A 20,965-nucleotide genomic window follows, 5' to 3' on the forward strand; every position below is an offset into this window, starting at 1 on the left:
ACGCAATGAACCAGCAGCTCGCGGGCTACGCCCCGACGCCCGTCACGGCCCGCATGGAGAACCACGGACGGGCCATGCTCAAGGTCGCCATGCAGAGCGGCCAGGACCTCTTCGCCCGTACCGGCTCGATGGTCGCGTACGAGGGCTTCGTGCAGTACGAGCCCAACCCGCCGGCCGTGCGCCAGATGGCCTCGCAGTGGCTCACCGGCGAGGGCGCCCCGCTGATGAAGTGCACCGGCGACGGCCTGCTCTACCTCGCCGACTACGGCGCGGACGTCGTCGTCGTCAACCTCAACAACGACGCCCTCTCCGTGAACGGGACCAACCTGCTCGCCTTCGACGCCCACCTCCAGTGGGGCGTCGAGCGGGTCAAGGGCATGGCGAAGTTCGCCGGCCAGGGCCTGTTCAACGTGCAGGTCGCCGGTACCGGGTGGGTCGCGATCACCTCCCGCGGCACCCCGATCGTGGTCGACTGCGGTCGCGGCGAGGACGAGACGTACGTCGACCCGGACGCGCTCGTCGCCTGGTCGCCGAATCTCAAGGTCAAGGGGAAGCGCAGCTTCAAGGCCTCGTCGATGATCGGCCGGGGCAGCGGGGAGGCCTACCAGATGGCCTTCTCCGGCCAGGGCATCGTCGTCGTACAGCCGAGCGAGGACAGCACCGACCGGCTCCGGGCCCGGGGCTGAGGGGGAGCGGACACATCATGCAGAGCGCACTTTTCGCCCACGCCGAGGCGCAGTCCCAGGAGCGGTACGCCGTCCAGAACCCGCAGCTGCTGCGGGTCTCGCTGACCGGCCACGACGACGTACTCGCCCGCAAGGGCGCGATGGTCGCCTACCAGGGGATCATCGACTTCGACGGCGAGTACCAGAGCACCAACCAGCGCACCGCCCGCGCCCGCACGGGTGAGGGCCTCGACCTCATGCGCTGCTCCGGGCAGGGCACGGTCTACCTGGCCAACCTGGCCCAGTACGTGCACGTCGTGGACGTGGACCAGGACGGCCTCACCGTCGACAGCAGCTACGTGCTGGCCATGGACTCCACCCTGCACACCGAGGCCATCGCGGTGGACAGCCAGTACGGGATCTCCGGCTCCGGCAAGTACCAGCTCAACATCACCGGCCGCGGCAAGGTCGCGCTGATGACCTCCGGGCAGCCGCTGATGATGCAGGTCACGCCCGACAAGTACGTCAACGCGGACGCGGACGCCATCGTCGCCTGGTCCACCTCGCTGCGGGTGCAGATGCAGGCCCAGACGCACTCCACCGGAGTGTGGCGCCGGCGCGGCAACACCGGCGAGGGCTGGGAGCTGAGCTTCCTCGGCACCGGTTTCGCCCTCGTGCAGCCCAGCGAGGTGCTGCCGCCGCAGAACGCCCAGCTCGGCCAGGGCGCCGCGGCGCAGTTCGGCATGGGCCAGCACGGCTCGCACGCGCAGAACCAGAACAACGCCTGGAACTAGCCGCACGGCGAAGGCACGGGCAAGGCAGCTGCCGGGCACGAGCCAGATACGCGGAAGGGGCGGCCCCGGGCATCCGGGGCCGCCCCTTCCTCACGTCACGGCGTCACGGCGTCACGCGCCGAGCCGTGCCAGGGCCGCCTCCAGCAGCCGCACGACCGAGGTGTCGGCCACCGCCGCCACCTCCTCGTACGGGAACCAGCGCAGGTCCAGGGACTCCTCGCTGATCTCCGCCACCGCACCGGCCGGCGCCAGCGCCGCATACTGCACGTCAAGGTGCCAGTGGCAGGGCGCCGGGATCGGATGCCGGTCGAGGCGCACCGGCCCGCCGGGCAGCAGGCTCAGCCCGGACTCGATGCCGGACTCCTCGCGGGCCTCGCGCAGCGCCGCCTCGGCGAGGGTGGCGTCGCCGGGCTCGCAGTGGCCGCCCATCTGCAGCCACATGCCCAGCTTCTTGTGCAGGGTCAGCAGGACGCGCCCCCGCTCCGGGTCGATCACCAGGGCGCTGCCGGTGATGTGCCCGGCCTCGCACGGCTTGTAGACCCCGTCCGGATGGGCGGCCAGGTGCTCCAGGTAGACGTCGCGCAGCTCGGGCTGGTCCTCGTAGCGCTTGAGCACGAGGACCGCGTCGTCGTACAGGCTCACTTCTCCTCGCCGCCGTCCTCGTCGCGCTTCCGGGCGGCCTCGCCGAGCATCTTGTCGAGCTCGGAGAAGTCCAGCTGCTCGCGGTGCACGAAGCCGTCCGGGTCGTCCAGGTCCGAGGCCGTCGGCAGCATGTCCGGGTGCTCCCACAGCCCGTCGCGGCCGTCCACACCCCGCGCGTCGGTGAGCGAGGCCCACAGCCGCGAGGCGTCCCGCAGCCGGCGCGGCCGCAGCTCCAGCCCGATCAGCGTCGCGAAGGTCTGCTCCGCCGGGCCGCCCGAGGCGCGCCGCCGGCGCATGGTCTCGCGCATCGCGTCCGCCGAGGTCAGACGCGGCTTCGCCGCCTCGTGCACGACCGCGTCCACCCAGCCCTCGACCAGTGCGAGCGCCGTCTCCAGGCGGGCCAGCGCGGCCTTCTGCTCGGGGGTGTCCTGCGGCTGGAACATGCCGCCCTGCAGCGCTTCCTGCAGCTGCTCCGGGTTCGACGGGTCCAGCTGGCCGACCACGTCCTCCAGCTTCGAGGTGTCGACCTTGATGCCGCGGGCGTAACCCTCGACCGCGCCGAACAGGTGCGAGCGCAGCCACGGCACGTGTGCGAAGAGCCGGGCGTGGGCCGCCTCGCGCAAGGCCAGGTACAGCCGCACCTCGTCCGCCGGGACGCCCAGGTCCTTGCCGAAGCTCTCGATGTTCAGCGGCAGCAGCGCGGCCTTGCCGGCCGGGCCCAGCGGCAGCCCGATGTCGGTCGAGCCGACGACCTCGCCCGCGAGCACGCCCACGGCCTGGCCGATCTGCTGTCCGAACATGGCACCGCCCATGGAGCGCATCATTCCGAGCAGCGGGCCCGCCATGGCCTGCATCTCCTCGGGCAGCACGCTGCCCATGGCCGCGCCGACCCGCTCGGCGACCGGGTCCACGAGTTCCTTCCATACCGGGAGGGTCGCCTCGACCCACTCGGCGCGGCTCCACGCGACGGCAGTGGCGGCGCCCGAGGGCAGCGAGGTCACACCGTCCAGCCAGTGGTCGGCGAGGCGCACGGCCTCCTCGACCGCGGACTTCTCGGCGACGCCGACGCTCGCGTCCTTCACGCCGTCCGCCGTGCCCTGGGCAACCGTCTGGCGGGCGATGTCCTTGGCCATGTCCCAGTTCACGGGACCGCCCTCGTAGCTGAGCATCTGGCCCAGCTGCTGGAAGGCCGCGCCCAGGTCGTTCGGGTTCATCGAGCCGAACATCGCCGCGAACGGATTGTCCGCGCCGCCGGGACCCCCCGCGCCGCCCGGCAGGCCCATGCCGGTGAACCCGAACGGATTCGCCGGGCCGCCCTGGCCGCCCTGATTGCCCTTCTTCTTGCCCTCGTCGCCGTCCTCCGGCTCCTCCGGCGGAAGGCCGAATCCGAATGGGGTGTCGCTCACGGGTTTCCTCGGCTCGTAGGGCCGTCGGCGGGTGCCGACGGGCAATGGTCCGACAACACCACCCAGCGTAGACACCGGAGCCGCTTCCGGGCTCGGTGCTCCGCCGGGTCCTGGGCTGCGGCAGGATGGACATCACCTGGTGGGTACGCGTCACGGCGCGTCCCTACTGAAGACAACCGCTGGAGACGCCCGGTGAGTTCCCCAGATCCGCACGCTTTGGACAAGCACGGCTCGGACAAGCACAGGCCCGACGCCGAAATCCGCCCTGAGCGGAGCGACAGCGCCCACGATGTTCGCCAGCCGCGAAACCCGGCCGTGCGAGGCCCCGTGATCGCCGTGACCGGCGCCGCGTCGGGCGTCGGCGCGGCCCTAGTGAGCCGCCTGGCGGCCTCCGACGAGGTCAAGCAGGTCGTGGCCATCGACGAGCGGCGCGGGGACTGCGCGGCCGCGCAGTGGCACGTCCTGGACGTACGGGACCCGGCGATCGCCGAGAAGCTGCGCGGCGCCGACGTCGTGGTGCACCTCGCGCTGGACCTGGACCTGGAGACCGACCCGGCGGCCCGTACCGCGTACAACGTGCGCGGGACCCAGACCGTGCTGACGGCCGCCGCGGCGGCCGGGGTGCACCGGGTCGTGCTGTGCACCTCCGCGATGGTCTACGGAGCCCTGCCCGACAACGACATCCCCCTCTCCGAGGACTCCGAGCTGCGGGCCACCGCCGAGGCGACCGGCGTCGGCGACCTGCTGGAGATCGAGCGCCTCGGCCGCCGGGCCCCCCGCGCCCACCCCGGCCTGAACGTCACCGTGATCCGCCCGGCGGTCCTGGTCGGCGGCACGGACACCGCCCTGACCCGGTACTTCGAGTCCCCGCGCCTGCTCGTGGTCGCCGGATCCCGCCCCACCTGGCAGTTCTGCCACGTCGAGGACCTGGTCAGCGCGTTGGAGTACGCGGCGCTGGAGAAGGTCGAGGGCGAGCTCGCGGTGGGCTGCGAGGGCTGGCTGGAGCAGGAGGAGGTCGAGGAGCTGAGCGGGATCCGCCGCATGGAGCTCCCCTCGGCGGTCGCCCTGGGAGCCGCGGCCCGGCTGCACCGGATCGGCCTGACGCCCTCCCCGGCCGGGGACCTCGCGTACACCATGCACCCGTGGGTGGTCAGCGTCAGCGGTCTGCACGCGGCGGGCTGGCGGCCGCGCTGGACCAACGAGGAGGTGCTGGCCGAGCTCCTCCAGGAGGTCGCGGGCCGGCACACGGTCGCGGGCCGCCGACTGGGCCGCAAGGACGCCACCGCCGCGGGCGCGGCGGGCGCGACGGTCGCGCTGCTCGGTGCCGCCGCCGTGGTCCGGGCGGCCCGCAGGCGCCGCGGGATCTGATCCGGCCGCTGCCGGGGCCCGCGACGCCGTCGCGCAAGCGGCCCCGGGCCGCGCCCCGGACCCCGCGCCCCGATCGCCGGCGGGGCCCGGGAGCCGGGGTTTCTGTAGGAGGCTCCCAAGCAGCCGGGCGCGGCCCGGGCGAATCAGCTATTTCGCCTTGTCAGCGCCTAGGGCACGATGAAGACATGGCTCCGCACTTCGATCACCCCGGCGAGCAGGCCGCGCAGGACCCGATCCGGCTGCTCGCGATCCGTGACACCCCGCTCTCGATCGACGAGGTCTTCCAGGCCGTCGGCGACGACGCGACGGGCGGCACGACACTCTTCGTCGGCACGGTGCGCAACCACGACAGCGGGGCGGACGTCGACTCGCTCGGCTACTCCTGCCACCCCACGGCAGAGGCCGAGATGCGCCGGGTCGCCGAGCGCGTCGTGGCGAAGTACCCGGTCCGCGCCCTGGCCGCCGTGCACCGCGTGGGCGACCTGGCCGTCGGTGACCTGGCCGTCGTCGTCGCCGTGTCCTGCCCGCACCGCGGCGAGGCCTTCGAGGCCTGCCGGATGCTGATCGACGACCTCAAGCACGAGGTCCCGATCTGGAAGCACCAGACGTTCGCCGACGGCACCGAGGAGTGGGTCGGCGCCTGCTGAGCCGTGCGACCGCGTGGTCGGTGACGGCGGACGGAGTCCGGCGCAGCCGGCAGAAGCCTGTGAGGCGCCCCTGCGCCGAGCGGTGCGAGGTCGGCGGAGAGAAGCGGCCGTTCGCCGACGGCACCGAGGAGTGGGTGGCGCCTGCTGAACCCCCGGTCGTGGAGCCGCCCCCGGAAGGGGGTAGCCTCGCACCCGTTCGGCCGCGCAACACGCCCTCGATTTGCGTAACCCCTTCCCGGGCAGCAGCGTTGAAGCCACCAACGACACGTACTTCGGGGTAGGGAGCACGCCCATGGCGTCACTGGCGTGGTTGCTGATTCCGCTGTTCGCCGCGATCGGAGCGGCGATATGGGGCAGCTGGGCGGCACGCGACCGCACGCAAGGCGACATATCCGAGCTCGCCGGCTACGCGCGATTCCGCGAAGCCATGGGAAAGGCCGAACAGGCCCGGCACAAGGCAGAGGCCCACTCCGGTTCCGACGCCGTCTGACGCGTCCCGGAAAGTGCCCCGAGATCACCGAGAGCCCGACGGCTCCGCGCAGGGCCTCGTACGGACCGGCCCCACGGGCCGCCCGCCAGAGCCGTCCCGTACTGTCGGATCCATGCCACGCCGCACTGCGACGATGCTCGCTTCCACCCTCATGCTGTTCGCGCTGCTCTGCGCAGGGGTGTTCATCAAGGTCCCGTACTCCGAGATGAGCCCCGGGCCGACCGTGAACACGCTCGGGGACTCGCACGGCGAGCCCGTCCTCAACATCTCGGGGCGCAAGACCTACCCGACGAGCGGCCACCTCAACATGACGACGGTCCGCGTCACCGGCGCGGACTACGACATGAACCTGGTGGAAGCGGTGTACGGGTGGCTCGCCGGCGACAACATCGTCGTGCCGCACGAGAACCTCTACCCGAACGGCAAGACGGACGCGGAGTCCACCCAGGAGAACGCCGAGGAGTTCAGCCAGTCGCAGCAGAGCGCCAAGGTGGCCGCTCTCAAGCAGCTCGGCGTCCCGGTCTCCGCCCGCGTCATCGTCTCCTCCGTGGTCAAGGCCAGCCCCGCCGACGGCACGCTGCACGCCGGTGACGTCGTCAAGGCCGTGGACGGCGCCCCCGTCAACGCCCCCGAGGACGTGGCCAAGCTCGTCACCAAGCACAAGCCCGGCGAGCCGGTCGAGTTCACCATCATCCCCGCCGCGGAAGCGGCCGAGGCGGTGAAGGCGAACCGCGAACCCGCCGGCCCCACCAAGGTCACCGTCACCGCGGGCAAGGCGGAGGGCGACGGCCACGCCATCGTCGGCATCCGGGCCGGGACCGACCACACCTTCCCGTTCACGATCGACATCAAGCTCGCCGACGTCGGCGGCCCCAGCGCGGGGCTGATGTTCTCCCTCGGCATCGTCGACAAGCTCACCCCGGAGGACCTGACCGGCGGCAAGTTCGTCGCGGGCACCGGCACCATCGACGACGCGGGCAAGGTCGGGCCCATCGGCGGCATCCAGATGAAGACCATCGGCGCCCGCCAGGCCGGCGCCGAGTACTTCCTGACCCCGGCCGAGAACTGCGCCGCCGCGGCCGCCCACGTGCCCGACGGGCTGACCCTGGTGAAGGTCTCCACCATCGGCGACGCCACACAGGCGCTGCAGAAGATCAGCAAGGGGGACACGGCCGGGCTGCCGCAGTGCGGCGCCAAGCCCTGACCGGCCCCCGGGCCCCGGCCACGCGTGCTACGAGAAGGTCGCGGCCAGCGCCTCGGCCAGCCCGGGCACCAGGTTCCCGCCGGTGAGGACCTCGGTCGAGGAATCCTTCTCGCGCAGCCGTACGGCCGACTCGCGCGAGCCGTCGCGCAGCACGGCCACCGTCAGCCGGACCTCCTGCCGCTCCGGGTGACCGGCGACCCACTTCGCCAGCTGCTTGTCGCTCAGCCCCTCCGGTACGGAGGCCTCCGCAGACGGCGGCAGCATCAGCCGCTCCACCGTCAGCGCGCAGCCGACGACGGCCGTCGGCCACGCGATGGTGCCCAGGAACTTGTCGAGCGGGGTCCCGGCCGGGACCTCGTCCTGCTCGATCGGGGTGAGGGAGGACTTGCCGGCGTCGTCCTGGTCGAGGCCCAGCTGGGAGGCCAGGCGCGGCTCCTGCTTCTTGAGCCGGGCGGTGTCGACGAGCGCGAACAGCCGGGCGGGCTTGTCCCAGCCGAGGCCGGCCGCGTACTCGTCGATTTCGAGGCAGGCGCGGGTCAGGGGGCTCGCCGCCATGGGCGTGCCGGGGGAGGGGGAAACGTTGGACATGGACAACATCCTGCCTCCTTTCCACCGGATACCGGGAACTGACCAAGGCCACGGAAAGTTGCATGAGTAGGGCTCTAGGATCGGGTGCCCGTTCATTACCAGACTCAGCGACTTTCGAGGTGCGCACCTTGGCTTTCCAGATGCCGGACCGCGGCGGAGGCCCTTCGGGGCCACGGATGAGAGTCGGCCGCCCCTCCCGGCGAGCCCGGACTCTTCTCATGACCTTGGGCGTGCTGGCCGTCCTGGCCATGCTCTTCATCATGTTCGCGGGCTTCTGGACGGACTGGCTCTGGTTCCGCTCGGTGAAGTACTCCACGGTCTTCACCACCACCCTGTGGACCAAGATCGGCCTCTTCGCCGTCTTCAGCCTGCTGATGGCGGGTGCCGTCGGGTTCAACATCTGGCTGGCGCACCGGCTGCGTCCGCCGCTCAGTGCGATGTCGATGGAGCAGCAGAGCCTCGACCGCTACCGGATGAGCATCGCCCCGTACAAGAAGTGGCTGCTCCTGGGCATCGCCGTGATCGTCGGCCTCATCGCGGGCGCGTCGGCGGCGGGCCAGTGGAAGACCTGGCTGATGTACGTCAACGGGGTGCCCTTCGGGCAGAAGGACCCCGAGTTCCACCTCGACGTATCGTTCTACACCTTCGACCTGCCCTGGTACCGCTTCCTGCTCGGCTTCGGCTTCGCCGCGGTCGTGCTGTCGGTGATCGCCGCAGCCGTCGTCCACTACCTGTACGGCGGACTGCGCGTGACGAGCCCGGGCGCCCGGGCCACCGCCGCGGCGACCGGCCACCTGTCGGTGCTGCTCGGCCTCTTCGTCACGCTGAAGGCGGTCGCGTACTGGCTCGACCGGTACGGCCTCGCCGTGAAGTCCAGTGACTTCAAGGCCGCCGACAACTGGACCGGCCTGCGCTACGTCGACGCGAACGCGTACCTCCCGGCGAAGACGATCCTCGTCGCCATCGCCGCGATCTGCGCCGTGCTGTTCTTCGCGACGCTGTGGCGCCGCACCTGGCAGCTGCCGGTCATCGGCTTCGGCCTGATGGTGCTCTCGGCGATCCTGATCGGCGGCCTGTATCCGGCGATCGTGCAGAAGTTCCAGGTCCAGCCGAACGAGCAGGCCAAGGAATCCCCGTACGTCGAGAAGAACATCAAGGCGACGCGCGACGCCTACGGGATCGCGGCCTCCGAGGTCAAGGACTACCCGGGCGTTCCGCAGACGCAGGACCGGACCAAGCTGCGCAAGGCGGCCGACACGACCGCCAGCGTCCGCCTCCTCGACCCGAACATCGTCTCGCCGGCCTTCCAGCAGCTCCAGCAGGTCAAGGGCTACTACGCCTTCCCGTCCACGCTCGCCGTGGACCGGTACAGCGGCCAGGACACGGTCATCGGGCTGCGCGAGCTGAACATCGGCGGCATCCCGAAGAACAACTGGATCAACGACCACTTCAAGTACACGCACGGCTACGGAGTGGTCGCGGCCAAGGGCACCACGGTCGGTGACCAGGGCGCGCCCGACTTCACCCAGTCCGACCTGCCCTCCAAGGGGATGTTCGGCACGGACTTCGAGCAGCGCGTCTACTACGGCGAGCAGACGAAGCAGTACTCGATCGTCGGCGGACCGCAGAAGGAGCTCGACTACTCGGACGACCTCAAGGGCGAGAAGGAGACCAGCTACAAGGGCGACTCCGGCGTCAACCTCGACAACCCGATAAACCGGGCGGCGTACGCGCTCACCTTCAGCGAGCCGCAGATCCTGTACTCAGGGGCCATCGGCGACGGCTCGCGGATCCTGTACCACCGCACGCCCAAGGAGCGCGTCGAGGCCGTCGCACCGTGGCTGACCATCGACGGCGCCCCGTACCCGGCGGTCGTGGACGGCCGGATCAAGTGGATCGTCGACGCCTACACGACGACCAACGGCTACCCGTACGCCTCCCGCACCACGCTGGGCCAGAGCACCGCGGACTCGCTGACCAACAGCCAGCGCGCGGTGGTGGCCCAGGAGAACCAGGTCAACTACATCCGCAACTCGGTGAAGGCCACGGTCGACGCGTACGACGGCACGGTCAGCCTGTACCAGTGGGACACCCAGGACCCGGTCCTGAAGACCTGGATGAAGGCGTTCCCGGGCACGGTGAAGCCCAAGAGCGAGATCTCCAAGCCGCTCATGGACCACCTGCGCTACCCGCAGGACCTGTTCAAGGTCCAGCGCGAGCTGCTGACCCGCTACCACGTCACCGACCCGCAGACCTTCCTCAGCGGCAGTGAGGCCTGGGCCGTCCCGGACGACCCGACGACCAAGGCCGGTACGGCGGTCCCGCCGTACTACCTGTCGATGAAGCTGCCGGGCCAGACGGAGAAGGAGCAGGTCTTCTCGCTCACGACGACGTTCACGCCGAACGAGCGGGACAACCTGAGCGCCTTCATGGCGGTCAACGCCGATCCGGGCACCCCGGACTACGGCAAGATCAGCGTCCTGAAGCTGCCGACGAGCAAGCCGGTCGACGGCCCCAAGCAGGTCCAGAGCAAGTTCCAGTCCGAACCGAAGATCGCCGAGTCGATCCGCCTGCTGCGCGGTGGCGACTCGGAAGTCGAGTACGGAAACCTGCTCACGGTCCCGCTCGACGGCGGCATGCTCTACGTGGAGCCGGTGTACGTGCGCAGTTCGGGCCTGAAGTACCCGCTGCTGCGCAAGGTGCTCGTGACCTACGGCGGCCAGACCGCCTTCGAGGACACCCTGGAGAAGGCGTTGAACGTGGTGTTCGGGGCCGAGGCTCCGACCACGCCCGTGCCGCCGGCCCAGCCGCCGGGCGAGGGCACCACGACGCCTCCGGCCGCCACGGACCCGACGGTGAAGGCGGCGCTCGCCGACGCGTCGAGGGCCATCGAGGACGCCGAGAAGGCCCGGCAGGCCGGCGACTGGGCGGCCTTCGGCAAGGCGCAGGACGAGATCAAGGCGGCGCTGAAGCGGGCGATCGACGCGGAGGCGAAGGTGACCCCGCCCACGGCCCCACCGGGCGGCTAGCCATATATCGGTAATGGCTCTGTCCCGCGTCGTGATACTGTGGTTTCACCGACGCGGGGTGGAGCAGCTCGGTAGCTCGCTGGGCTCATAACCCAGAGGTCGCAGGTTCAAATCCTGTCCCCGCTACTGAAGATGAAGGCCCGGATCCATGGGATCCGGGCCTTTGTCGTGCCCGGGGCGGACACGCGGTAGCCAACAAGGGTGAGTTGGGGCGGGAGCGTGTTTGACTTGACTCTCTATGGGCATGTCGACAAAACGCTGTAGTGACCTCACTGGCTGCGACATACCAGGTGTACGCGGGTAGCAGGTGATGCGACGATGGGATTTATGGGGGACAGGTCAACTCTGCTGGAGACAGGGCGGTTTGTGAGGGCGGAGGCCGAGCCGGGTACGGGAGCCGGTGAGTCGGCTCCCGTTGTCAACGCGCAGACCGCGCTGACCGATGCGGATTTCGCGGAGGAAGTGTTCGCCGAGACCGACGCGGCGAGCGACGCCGAGCTGGAAGCCCGGCACCGGGTGGCCGCCGACAAGGGCGACCCGGGTGCCATGAGCGTGCTCGGTGCGCTGCTGCTGCGCCGCGGCGACCTCGACGGCGCCGAGCCGTACCTGCGCGGCGCCACCGGGGAAGGGGACCGCGCCGCCGCGAACAACCTGGGTGTCCTGCTGCACCAGCGGGGCTACCCCGAGGACGCGGCCGGCTGGTGGCGGGTCGCCGCCGTGGCCGGATCCGCGCCGGCCGCGCACGCCCTGGGCCGCCACTTCCGCGAGCGCGGGGACGAGCCCGCCGCCGAGTACTGGCTTCGCCAGGCGGCGGAATCCGGCCACGCCCTGGGCGCGTACGGGCTGGCCGACCTGCTGGAGCACCGGGGCGACAAGGGCGTCGAGCGGTGGTTCCGCGCCGCCGCGGAACAGGGGCACCGCGAAGCCGCGTACCGGCTGGCGCGGCACCTGAGGAAGGGCGACCCCGCCGAGGCCGAGCAGTGGTACCGGCAGGCCGCCGCGCGTGGACACCGGCGTGCCGCGCTGCACCTGGGCGCGCTGCTGGAGGCACGCGGCGAGCTCAAGGAGGCCGGGCGCTGGTACCTGACCTCCGCCAAGCAGGGCGAGGCCAGGGCGGCCTGCGCGCTCGGATTCCTGCTGCGCGACGCGGGGGACGAGGAAAGCGCGTCCACCTGGTGGCACCGGGCGGCCCAGGACGGCGACGGCAACGCCGCGAACGCCCTGGGCGCGCTGCACGCGGCGCGGGGTGAGACCCAGACCGCGGAGCGCTGGTACCGGACCGCCATGGACGCGGGCGATCAAAACGGGGCGTACAACCTTGCTCTGCTGTGCGTCGCACAGGACCGGACCGCGCAGGCCGAGCAGTGGTACCGGCGTGCCGCGTACGCCGGACACCGCGAGGCGGCCAACGCGCTCGCCATCCTGCTGCTGCAGGGCGGGGACGCGGAGGGCGCCGAGCCGTGGTTCTCCAAGGCCGCCGAGGCGGGCAGCGTCGACGCCGCCTTCAACCTCGGGATCCTGTTCGCCAGCCGCGACGAGGATCGTACGGCGCTGAAGTGGTACGAGCGGGCCGCGTCGGCGGGACACACCGACGCCGCGCTCCAGGTCGGCATCGCGCTGGTCCGGGACGGGGAGGAGCGAGCCGCCGAGCGGCACCTGCGGTGCGCGGCGGGCGGCGGCAGCGCGGAGGCGGCCTTCCGGCTGGCCTCGCTGCTGGAGTCGCTGGCTCCGCCGCCGGAGCCCGTGGCGCTGGGCGAGTCGGCGGGCGGCGCCCCGCGGACCGAGAGCGAGGAGTGGTACGAGCGCGCCGCCGAGCTGGGGCACCGCCGGGCCCAGGTGCGGGTCGGCATGCTGGCCGCCGCCCGGGGTGACCTGGCGGTCGCCGCGCGCTGGTACCGGGAGGCGGCCGAGGCAGGCTCCCGGAACGGGGCGTTCAACCTGGGGTTGCTGCTGGCCCGCGAGGGGAGCGAGCCGGAGGCCGCCCTGTGGTGGACCCGCGCCGCGGTGGCGGGCCACGGCCGCGCCGCGCTGCGGCTGGGGCTGCTGGCGGCACGGCACGGCGACTTGGCGGAGGGGCAGAAGTGGTGCGTTCGAGCCATGGAGCTGGGGCCGGAGGAGGTTTCGCAGCGCGCGGCGCGGCTGCGCGAGGCCCTGGCCGAGGAGCTCTCGGCCTGACCGCTGGTGGCCGGCCAGGAACTGTCCTCAACGGATTTGCATCTGCTGTGCAGCCTCACGTAGAGTCGTGTTTACCGACGCGGGGTGGAGCAGCTCGGTAGCTCGCTGGGCTCATAACCCAGAGGTCGCAGGTTCAAATCCTGTCCCCGCTACTGAAGGCTGAAGGCCCGGATCCTCTGGATCCGGGCCTTCAGTCGTTTCGGGTGATCGAGATGGGCAGTCGAGAAGAAAAAGGGGCCGGGAGCATTCAGCTCCCGGCCCCTTTGCGATGGTCCGCTGCGGTCCCCGGCTACGCGCCGGCGCAGTTCGGGCACACCCCGCGGTACGTCACCTCGACCGCCGACACGACGAAGCCGAAGCGCTCCGTGTCCGGCAGGTCGGCCAGCGGGTTGCCCGCCGGGTGGACGTCGCGGATCGCGCCGCATTGGGCGCAGACCAGGTGCTGGTGCGGCCGGTGGGCGTTCGGGTCGTACCGCTTGGCGCGGCGGTCCGTGGAGACTTCCAGGACTTCACCCAGGGACACGAGCTCACCCAGCGTGTTGTAGACCGTCGCCCGGGAGATCTCCGGCAGCTTGGCCACGGCGCGCGCGTGTACTTCGTCGGCCGTCAGGTGAACGTGGTCACCGTCGAGCACCTCGGCCACGACGCGCCGCTGTGCGGTCATGCGCCATCCGCGTCCGCGAAGTCGTTCCAGCAGGTCACTCATAGGCACCAGCCTAACAGCGAGGGGACTGGGTGTAACTCCCGAACCAGTGCGGACTTGGATACTTACTTGACTTAGACAAAGTCCATTGTAGGGTCGAGTGCGGCACAGGCCGAGGACAGGACATGCAGGAATGACGCAGGAGGCGCACGTGACGCAGGGACCGCTCACCACGGAGGCCGGGGCTCCGGTCGCCGACAACCAGAACAGCGAGACCGCCGGCGTCGGCGGCCCCGTCCTGGTCCAGGACCAGCTGCTGCTGGAAAAGCTGGCGCACTTCAACCGTGAGCGCATCCCGGAGCGCGTGGTGCACGCCCGCGGCGCCGGTGCGTACGGCACCTTCACGCTGACCCGTGACGTCTCGCGGTGGACCCGCGCCGCGTTCCTGTCCGAGGTCGGCAAGGAGACCGAGACCTTCCTGCGGTTCTCCACCGTGGCGGGCAACCTCGGCAGCGCCGACGCCGTGCGCGACCCCCGCGGCTGGGCGCTGAAGTTCTACACCGAAGAGGGCAACTACGACCTCGTCGGCAACAACACCCCGGTGTTCTTCATCAAGGACGCCATCAAGTTCCCCGACTTCATCCACACCCAGAAGCGCGACCCGTACACGGGCTCGCAGGAGGCGGACAACGTCTGGGACTTCTGGGGTCTGTCGCCCGAGTCGACCCACCAGGTGACCTGGCTGTTCGGTGACCGCGGCATACCGGCGTCCTACCGCCACATGAACGGCTACGGCTCGCACACGTTCCAGTGGAACAACGAGGCCGGTGAGGTCTTCTGGGTCAAGTACCACTTCAAGACCGACCAGGGCATCGAGAACCTCACCCAGGCCGAGGCCAACAAGCTCGCCGGTGAGGACCCCGACTCGCACCAGCGCGACCTGCGCGAGGCCATCGAGCGCGGTGACTTCCCGACCTGGACCGTGCAGGTCCAGATCATGCCGGCGGCCGAGGCGGCCGGGTACCGCTTCAACCCGTTCGACCTCACCAAGGTGTGGCCGCACGAGGACTACCCGCCGATCGAGATCGGCAAGCTGGAGCTCAACCGCAACCCGGAGAACGTCTTCGCCGAGGTCGAGCAGAGCATCTTCAGCCCGGCTCATTTCGTACCCGGCATCGGTCCGTCCCCGGACAAGATGCTCCAGGGTCGTCTCTTCGGCTACGGCGACGCGCACCGCTACCGCGTCGGCATCAACGCCGACCACCTGCCGGTGAACCGTCCGCACGCCACCGAGGCGCGCACCAACTCCCGTGACGGCTACCTGTACGACGGTCGCCACAAGGGCGCGAAGAACTACGAGCCGAACTCCTTCGGTGGCCCGCACCAGACGGACCGCCCGCTGTGGCAGCCCATCGACGTGACCGGCGGCACGGGCAACCACGCCGCCGCCGTGCACAGCGAGGACAACGACTTCGTCCAGGCGGGCAACCTCTACCGCCTGTACTCCGAGGACGAGAAGTCCCGTCTGATCGAGAACCTGGCCGGCTTCATCGCCAAGGTCTCCCGTGACGACATCGCCGAGCGCGCGATCAACAACTTCCGCCAGGCGGACGGCGACTTCGGCAAGCGGCTGGAAGCCGCGGTCCAGGCCCTCCGCGGCTGATCCGGATCGCTTGCCGTAGCAGGACGGCGGGCCGGAACCCCACGGGGTTCCGGCCCGCCGTCGTTCTATGCGGGAACCGTCCGCCGCGCCGGGACCCAGCAGCGGATGACGTCGCGTACGGAGACGATGCCCACCGGGCCGCCGTTCTCCAGCACGATCAGATGCCGGAAACCGCCGTGGGCCATCGCCTCGGCGGCTTCCTGCACAGTGGCGTCGGGGGTGCAGAACACGACGTTGTTGGTGGTGTGCGCGCCCACGCACTCGCGGTCGGGATCGTGGCCCGCGCCGATGGAGTTGAGGATGTCGCGCTCGGTCAGGATGCCGATTCCGCTGTGCTCGGGGTCGAGTACGACGGCCGCGCCGACGCGCCGGCCGGACATCAGGCAGGCTGCCTGACGCAGGGTATGTGCGGGTCCGAGGGTGAGGATCACGGTGCTCATTGCGTCACGGACGAGCATGAAGAGAGCCACCTCCTGGTGAGTCCCGCCGCTTGGGTGGGGTGCGGCAGGCAATCCAAGAGAATGGATTCACAAGCGCACAAGCGGGCGGATTCTCAGATTCCCACGGACACGCAGGGTCAACAAGAGGGCACGCTCAGGCGCGTGGGCGCAAGAGCTCCAGCATCTCCTCGTGGAGGAGCCCGTTCGAGGCCGCCGCGTTCCCGCCGTGCACCCCGTCCGCCCCGTCCAGGCTGGTGAAACGGCCGCCCGCCTCCTGGACCACGACCGCGATCGCGGCCATGTCCCACAGGTTCAGCTCCGGCTCGGCGCACAGGTCCAGCGAGCCCTCCGCAACCATCATGTACGGCCAGAAGTCGCCGTAGCCGCGGGTACGCCAGCACGCGCGGGTCAGGTCCAGGAATCCGGGGAGGCGGCCCTGCTCCTCCCAGCCGCTCAGCGAGGAGTACGCGAACGAGGCGTCGGCCAGCGTGCCCACCTTCGACACGCCGATCGCGCTGGTCGCGCCGAGCGCGCCGCCCGCGAAGGCGCCCCCGCCCTGCGCGGCCCACCAGCGCCGGCCCAGCGCCGGCGCCGACACCACGCCGACCACCGGGCGGAAGACCCCGTCGGCGCCCTCGGCCATCAGGGAGATCAGGGTCGCCCAGACGGGCACCCCGCGCACGTAGTTCTTCGTGCCGTCGATCGGGTCCACGACCCAGCGGCGCGGGCCGCTGCCCTTGAGGCCGTACTCCTCGCCCAGGATCGCGTCGCCCGGCCGCGCGGCCGCGACGCCCGCGCGGATGATCTCCTCGGCGGCCTTGTCCGCCTCACTCACCGGGGTCATGTCCGGCTTCGTCTCGACCTTCAGGTCGAGGGCACGGAACCGCTCCATCGTGGCGACGTCCGCCGCGTCGGCGAGTTCGAGGGCAAGGCGCAGGTCATCGTCATACTCGGACATGGCCGAACAGTATCGCGGGCGGTGGCGCGGCCGGGACGCGCCCTTGACAGGATCTGTCGCCCCGTCAACTCTGGCCGTGAAGCCAAACGGGGGAGGCGCATGTGCCGGCAGCCCGGGAAACCCTGCTGGAGGCGGCGGGAGCGGCGCTCGCGGCGCGCCCCTGGCCGGCCGTGCGGATGGTGGACGTGGCGGCGGCCGCCGGGGTGTCCCGGCAGACCCTCTACAACGAGTTCGGCGGCAAGCACGGCCTCGGCCGCGCCCTGGTCCGGCGCGAGTGCGCGCGGTACCTCGAGGGCGTGGAGCGGGCCCTGACCGTCCCGGGCCGGACCGTCGAGCGGCTGGCCGCGGTCGCGGAGTGGACCGTACGGGCGGCCCGCGCCTACCCCCTCGTACGGGCCCTGCTGACGGGGTTCTGGGACCCGGACCTGCCCGCCGCGGGCCGGGCGCCCGGGCCCGGTGAGCTCGCCCGGACCGTGCGCGACCGGGCGGCAGCCGTGCTGATGCCCGCGGCGGACGCCGAGCGGTGCGAGCTCGCCGTACGGCTCGCCCTCTCCTACGTGGTCGCGCCGGGGGAGGAGCCGGGAGCGGGTGAGCTGCTCCGGCTGCTCAGTGCGCAGAACCGGAGAGCTGGAGCCCGATGACCCCGAGGATCACCAGCGTGATCGAGACGAGCTTGAGGGTGGAGACCAGGTCGCCGAGGAAGACCATGCCGTAGATCGCCGTCCCCGCGGCGCCGATGCCCGTCCACACCGCGTACGCCGGGCCCACGTCCAGTTTCTTCAGCGCCAGCGTCAGCAGACCGAAGCTGCCGAGGGCGAAGCACGCGAAGGCGATGGTCGGCCACAGCCGCGTGAAGCCGTGGGACAGCTTGAGACAGACAGCGAAGCCGGTCTCCAGGATTCCCGCGACCACGACGAGCAGCCACGCCATGTCGAATGCCTCCCCGCGTCACGTGCCCTCGCGCCACTCGGTGCGATTATGCATTTATCCAGACACGATCTTCGGCAAACCCCGGCGCCCCGCCGGACCCTTCTGCCCCGCCGCCCCCGCCGGACGGTCAGTCGCCCTCGCGGCGCTCCCGCGTCTCCAGCAGCCGCCGCAGCGAATACAGCCGCGCAGGGTCCGCGTGACCGTCCTCCACCCACTGGTCGAGCGCGCAGTCCTGCTCGTCGTGGCTGCACGCGCGGGGGCACTCCTCGGTGCCGGGCACCAAGTCCGGGAACGCCAGGATCACCCGGGACGGATCCACGTGGTGCAGGCCGAAGGAGCGCACGCCGGGGGTGTCGATGACCCAGCCCTCCATCCCGGGCAGCGGCAGCGCCAGTGCCGAGGTGGTGGTGTGGCGGCCGCGCCCGGTGACCGCGTTGACCACGCCGGTCGCCCGCTTGCGGTCCGGCGCCACCAGCGAGTTGACCAGGGTGGTCTTGCCCACGCCCGAGTGCCCCACGAACGCGGTGATCCGGCCCTCCAGGCGCTCGCGCACCTTGTCGGCCGCGTCGCCCGTCGCGAGGTCCTCGCGGTTGGTCACCACGTAGTTGACGCCGAGCGTCGAGTAGATCTCCAGGATCTTGTCGGCGGACGTCAGATCGGACTTGGTCAGCACCAGGAGCGGCTCCAGGCCGGCGTCGTACGCCGCCACCAGGCAGCGGTCGATCATCCGGGGCCGCGGCTCCGGGTCGGCCAGGGCCGTGACGATGGCCAGTTGGTCGGCGTTTGCGACGACCACGCGTTCGTACGGGTCGTCGTCGTCGGCCGTGCGCCGCAGGACGGACTTGCGCTCCTCGATCCGGACGATCCGGGCGAGGGTGTCCTTCTTGCCGGACAGGTCACCGACGATCCAGACCCGGTCGCCGACCACCGCCGCCTTGCGGCCCAGTTCCCTGGACTTCATCGCGTGGACCGTGCGGTCCCCGACCAGGCAGGTCAGCCGACCGCGGTCGACGGTGAGGACGAAGCCCTCGGAGGCGTCCTCGTGCTTGGGCCGGATGTTGGTCCGGGGCCGGTTGCCCTTGGGGTTGGGCCGCTGGCGGATGTCGTCCTCGTCGGTGTGCTTGCCGTACCTGCGCATGACGGGCCCTACGCTCCCGCACCCGCCGCGCGGGCGCCGGAGTCCCCGGCGTCTCCCGCGAGCATGTCCGTCCACATCTGCGGGAAGTCCGGCAGGGTCTTCGCGGTCGTCGCCACGTTCTCGATCAGTACCCCCTCCACCGCCAGGCCGATCACCGCGCCCGCGGTGGCCATCCGGTGGTCGTCGTACGTGTGGAAGGTGCCGCCGTGCAGCGGGCGCGGCCGGATGTGCAGGCCGTCCGCGGTCTCCGTGACGTCGCCGCCGAGCGCGTTGATCTCCTTGGTCAGCGCGGCCAGCCGGTCCGTCTCGTGCAGCCGCAGGTGCGCGACCCCGCGCAGGACGGACTCCGAGTCGGCCAGGGCCGCCACCGCGGCGATGCCCGGGGTGAGCTCGCCGACCTCGCCCAGGTCCACGTCGATGCCGTGGATCTTGCCGGTGCCGGTGAACACCAGGCCCGCGTCGGTCAGTTCGCAGGAGCCGCCCATCTCCGTGAAGATCCGGCGCAGCGCGTCACCGGGCTGCGTGGTGCGGCGCGGCCAGTCCGGGATGGTCACCGTGCCGCCGGTGATCAGGGCCGCGGCCATGAAGGGCTGCGCGTTGGACAGGTCCGGCTCCACGACCATGTCGCGGCCCAGCAGCGCGCCGGGGGCCACCCGCCACACGTTCTTCTCGCCGCCCGCCTCGGGGGTGTCGACCTGGGCGCCCGCCGCGCGCAGCATCTCCACGGTCATCCGGATGTGCGGCATCGACGGCAGGGTCGTGCCCACGTGCCGGACCTCGACGCCCTGGTTGAAGCGCGGGGCGGAGAGCAGCAGCGCGGAGACGAACTGCGAGGAGTTGCTGGCGTCGATCTCGACCGTGCCGCCCTCCAGTGCCCCGCCGCCCTGGACGGTCATGGGCAGCGCGCCCCGGCCGTCGTCGTCGATGCGGGCGCCCAGCGCGCGCAGGGCGCTGATGACCTGGCCGAGCGGGCGCTCGTAGGAGCGCGGGTCGCCGTCGAAGCGGATGTCGCCGTCGGCGAGGGTGGCGACGGGGGGAAGGAAGCGCATGACCGTGCCCGCGTTGCCGACGTCCACGGTCGTCGGGCCGTGCAGGGCCGCCGGGATGATCCGCCAGGCCTCTCCGCCGACCGTGCCGCTGGAGGATCCGGCGGAGCTGGAGGAGACGGTCTCCTCGATGCCGACGCCCATCGCGCGCAGGGCGTCCGACATCAGCTGGGAGTCGCGCGAGCGCAGCGGGCGGCGCACCCAGCCCGGCTCGGCGGCGAGCGCGGCGAGCACGAGGGCCCGGTTGGTGACCGACTTGGACCCCGGCACGGTGACGGTGGCGTGGACGGCCGCGTCGGCGGTCGGGGCGGGCCAGAGGGCGGGGACAGCGGGGGTCTCGGTCATGGCCACCACTTTAGTGGCTTCCTCCGGCACCAGATCTTGATCGCTGCGCCGTCTCAGAGGCCGAGAAGCCAACGGCCGCCGCCCACCAGCGAGCACAGGGCGACAACATGGAAGAGGAGCAGCCACACCACCGGGTGCACGTGTGTGAGCCGTCCGAGCTGGTCGGCGTCGGAATCCGGCGCCCCGCCGTGCCGCCGCTTGGCGCCGAGCTCGAAGACCGGCCGGACGCCGCCGAGCAGCAGGAACCACACCACCGCGTACGCGAAGACGGCCTGCACGTCGGCCGGGGCCTGCCAGGACACCAGCACGAAGGCGCCGCCGGTCAGTACGACCGTCAGGACCCCGTACGCGTTCCGGATCATCACCAGCATCGCCAGCAGCAGGGCGGTGGCCACCCACAGCAGCAGCGTGATCCGGTGCGCGGACAGCAGTGCCGCCCCGCCGAGCCCCAGCAGCGAGGGGGCGGTGTACCCGGCGGCGGCGGTCAGGATCATCCCGAGGCCGGTCGGGCTGCCCACGCTGAGCGTGACCCCGCTGGTGTCGGAGTGCAGCCGTATCCCTTCGAGCCGGCGCCTGGTCAGCAGCGCCATCAGGCCGTGCCCGCCCTCGTGCGCGATGGTCACGGCGTTGCGCGAGACCCGCCACAGCGGGCGGGGGCCGACGGCGGCCAGCGCGGCCAGGCCCGTCACGATCACCAGCCACAGATCGGGCGGGGTCTGTATGCCCGTGAGCCGGTCCCACAGGCCGGCCGTCGTGGTGCTGTCCATGAGGTGGCGGACTCCTTGCGGTAGTGG

General features: G+C 71.3%; 20 protein-coding genes and 2 tRNA genes. 12 read left to right on the forward strand and 10 right to left on the reverse strand.

Annotation, left to right across the window (positions count from 1 at the left end; translation table 11 throughout):
* Nucleotides 1–5: 5 nt before the first annotated feature.
* A complete protein-coding gene (locus tag OG429_RS25195; RefSeq protein ID WP_214935289.1) occupies nucleotides 6–686 on the forward strand; it encodes an AIM24 family protein in 681 nt (226 codons plus the stop codon).
* Between the two features lie 17 nt (nucleotides 687–703).
* Nucleotides 704–1,459: an AIM24 family protein gene (locus OG429_RS25200; protein WP_328927534.1), complete on the forward strand. Its 756-nt coding sequence runs from the start codon at nucleotides 704–706 to the stop codon at nucleotides 1,457–1,459.
* A 111-nt stretch (nucleotides 1,460–1,570) separates the two neighbouring features.
* Here OG429_RS25200 and OG429_RS25205 read toward each other — a convergent pair whose 3' ends face one another.
* Entirely contained in the window at nucleotides 1,571–2,101 is a 531-nt protein-coding gene (locus OG429_RS25205; RefSeq protein ID WP_328927535.1) for an NUDIX hydrolase, read from the reverse strand.
* A complete protein-coding gene (locus OG429_RS25210) occupies nucleotides 2,098–3,507 on the reverse strand; it encodes a zinc-dependent metalloprotease (protein ID WP_328927536.1) in 1,410 nt (469 codons plus the stop codon). The genes OG429_RS25205 and OG429_RS25210 overlap by 4 nt, the downstream gene beginning before the upstream one ends.
* A 258-nt stretch (nucleotides 3,508–3,765) precedes the next feature.
* Between OG429_RS25210 and OG429_RS25215 the strand changes: the two genes are divergently transcribed.
* The 4 genes from OG429_RS25215 (at nucleotide 3,766) to OG429_RS25230 (ending at nucleotide 7,216) form a co-directional block, all read left to right on the forward strand.
* Nucleotides 3,766–4,875 (forward strand): SDR family oxidoreductase, encoded by a 1,110-nt coding sequence (locus OG429_RS25215; protein ID WP_328930410.1) that lies wholly within the window; start codon nucleotides 3,766–3,768, stop codon nucleotides 4,873–4,875.
* Nucleotides 4,876–5,060: 185 nt separating this feature from the next.
* Complete coding sequence (locus OG429_RS25220; RefSeq protein WP_328927537.1) at nucleotides 5,061–5,522, forward strand: molybdenum cofactor biosynthesis protein MoaE; 462 nt, start codon at nucleotides 5,061–5,063, stop codon at nucleotides 5,520–5,522.
* Between the two features lie 292 nt (nucleotides 5,523–5,814).
* Entirely contained in the window at nucleotides 5,815–6,012 is a 198-nt protein-coding gene (locus tag OG429_RS25225) for a hypothetical protein (RefSeq protein ID WP_328927538.1), read from the forward strand.
* 112 nt (nucleotides 6,013–6,124) lie between these two features.
* Nucleotides 6,125–7,216 carry a YlbL family protein gene (locus OG429_RS25230; protein WP_328927539.1) on the forward strand — a complete coding sequence of 364 codons (1,092 nt, stop codon included), beginning with the start codon at nucleotides 6,125–6,127 and terminating at the stop codon, nucleotides 7,214–7,216.
* Between the two features lie 27 nt (nucleotides 7,217–7,243).
* Here OG429_RS25230 and OG429_RS25235 read toward each other — a convergent pair whose 3' ends face one another.
* Nucleotides 7,244–7,813, reverse strand: a complete 570-nt coding sequence (locus OG429_RS25235) for a PPA1309 family protein (protein ID WP_328927540.1) — start codon at nucleotides 7,811–7,813, stop codon at nucleotides 7,244–7,246.
* 131 nt (nucleotides 7,814–7,944) lie between these two features.
* On the opposite strand from OG429_RS25235, the gene OG429_RS25240 reads away from it, so the two are divergent.
* From OG429_RS25240 to OG429_RS25255, 4 genes are all read left to right on the forward strand, one after another.
* The gene (locus OG429_RS25240) at nucleotides 7,945–10,833 is read left to right on the forward strand and encodes a UPF0182 family membrane protein (protein WP_328930411.1); all 2,889 of its coding nucleotides are present in this window, start codon (nucleotides 7,945–7,947) and stop codon (nucleotides 10,831–10,833) included.
* A 52-nt stretch (nucleotides 10,834–10,885) separates the two neighbouring features.
* A tRNA-Met gene (locus tag OG429_RS25245) sits at nucleotides 10,886–10,959 on the forward strand.
* 192 nt (nucleotides 10,960–11,151) lie between these two features.
* Nucleotides 11,152–13,008, forward strand: coding sequence for a tetratricopeptide repeat protein (locus tag OG429_RS25250; protein ID WP_328927541.1), 1,857 nt, complete (start codon nucleotides 11,152–11,154; stop codon nucleotides 13,006–13,008).
* 78 nt (nucleotides 13,009–13,086) lie between these two features.
* Nucleotides 13,087–13,160 (forward strand) — tRNA-Met (locus tag OG429_RS25255).
* 137 nt (nucleotides 13,161–13,297) lie between these two features.
* Here OG429_RS25255 and OG429_RS25260 read toward each other — a convergent pair.
* Nucleotides 13,298–13,714, reverse strand: coding sequence for a Fur family transcriptional regulator (locus tag OG429_RS25260; RefSeq protein ID WP_328927542.1), 417 nt, complete (start codon nucleotides 13,712–13,714; stop codon nucleotides 13,298–13,300).
* 130 nt (nucleotides 13,715–13,844) lie between these two features.
* On the opposite strand from OG429_RS25260, the gene OG429_RS25265 reads away from it, so the two are divergent.
* Nucleotides 13,845–15,314, forward strand: coding sequence for a catalase (locus tag OG429_RS25265; RefSeq protein WP_328927543.1), 1,470 nt, complete (start codon nucleotides 13,845–13,847; stop codon nucleotides 15,312–15,314).
* Between the two features lie 65 nt (nucleotides 15,315–15,379).
* On the opposite strand, the gene OG429_RS25270 is transcribed toward OG429_RS25265, so the two are convergent.
* Nucleotides 15,380–15,772 (reverse strand): CBS domain-containing protein, encoded by a 393-nt coding sequence (locus OG429_RS25270; RefSeq protein WP_328927544.1) that lies wholly within the window; start codon nucleotides 15,770–15,772, stop codon nucleotides 15,380–15,382.
* Between the two features lie 136 nt (nucleotides 15,773–15,908).
* Nucleotides 15,909–16,712 carry a histidinol-phosphatase gene (gene hisN, locus OG429_RS25275; RefSeq protein ID WP_328927545.1) on the reverse strand — a complete coding sequence of 268 codons (804 nt, stop codon included), beginning with the start codon at nucleotides 16,710–16,712 and terminating at the stop codon, nucleotides 15,909–15,911.
* A 101-nt stretch (nucleotides 16,713–16,813) separates the two neighbouring features.
* Between hisN and OG429_RS25280 the strand changes: the two genes are divergently transcribed.
* Nucleotides 16,814–17,353: a TetR/AcrR family transcriptional regulator gene (locus OG429_RS25280; protein ID WP_328927546.1), complete on the forward strand. Its 540-nt coding sequence runs from the start codon at nucleotides 16,814–16,816 to the stop codon at nucleotides 17,351–17,353.
* Here OG429_RS25280 and OG429_RS25285 read toward each other — a convergent pair.
* The 4 genes from OG429_RS25285 to OG429_RS25300 all read right to left on the reverse strand — a co-directional run bounded on the left by OG429_RS25285 (nucleotide 17,319) and on the right by OG429_RS25300 (nucleotide 20,938).
* Nucleotides 17,319–17,642, reverse strand: a complete 324-nt coding sequence (locus tag OG429_RS25285; RefSeq protein ID WP_007266432.1) for a DMT family transporter — start codon at nucleotides 17,640–17,642, stop codon at nucleotides 17,319–17,321. The genes OG429_RS25280 and OG429_RS25285 overlap by 35 nt on opposite strands.
* 127 nt (nucleotides 17,643–17,769) lie before the next feature.
* Nucleotides 17,770–18,780 carry a ribosome small subunit-dependent GTPase A gene (rsgA, locus tag OG429_RS25290; protein ID WP_328927547.1) on the reverse strand — a complete coding sequence of 337 codons (1,011 nt, stop codon included), beginning with the start codon at nucleotides 18,778–18,780 and terminating at the stop codon, nucleotides 17,770–17,772.
* An 8-nt stretch (nucleotides 18,781–18,788) separates the two neighbouring features.
* Nucleotides 18,789–20,171: a 3-phosphoshikimate 1-carboxyvinyltransferase gene (gene aroA, locus OG429_RS25295; protein WP_328927548.1), complete on the reverse strand. Its 1,383-nt coding sequence runs from the start codon at nucleotides 20,169–20,171 to the stop codon at nucleotides 18,789–18,791.
* A gap of 53 nt (nucleotides 20,172–20,224) precedes the next feature.
* Complete coding sequence (locus OG429_RS25300; RefSeq protein ID WP_328927549.1) at nucleotides 20,225–20,938, reverse strand: M50 family metallopeptidase; 714 nt, start codon at nucleotides 20,936–20,938, stop codon at nucleotides 20,225–20,227.
* Nucleotides 20,939–20,965: the final 27 nt, after the last annotated feature.

It is taken from the genome of Streptomyces sp. NBC_00190 (assembly GCF_036203305.1).
Taxonomy (GTDB): domain Bacteria; phylum Actinomycetota; class Actinomycetes; order Streptomycetales; family Streptomycetaceae; genus Streptomyces.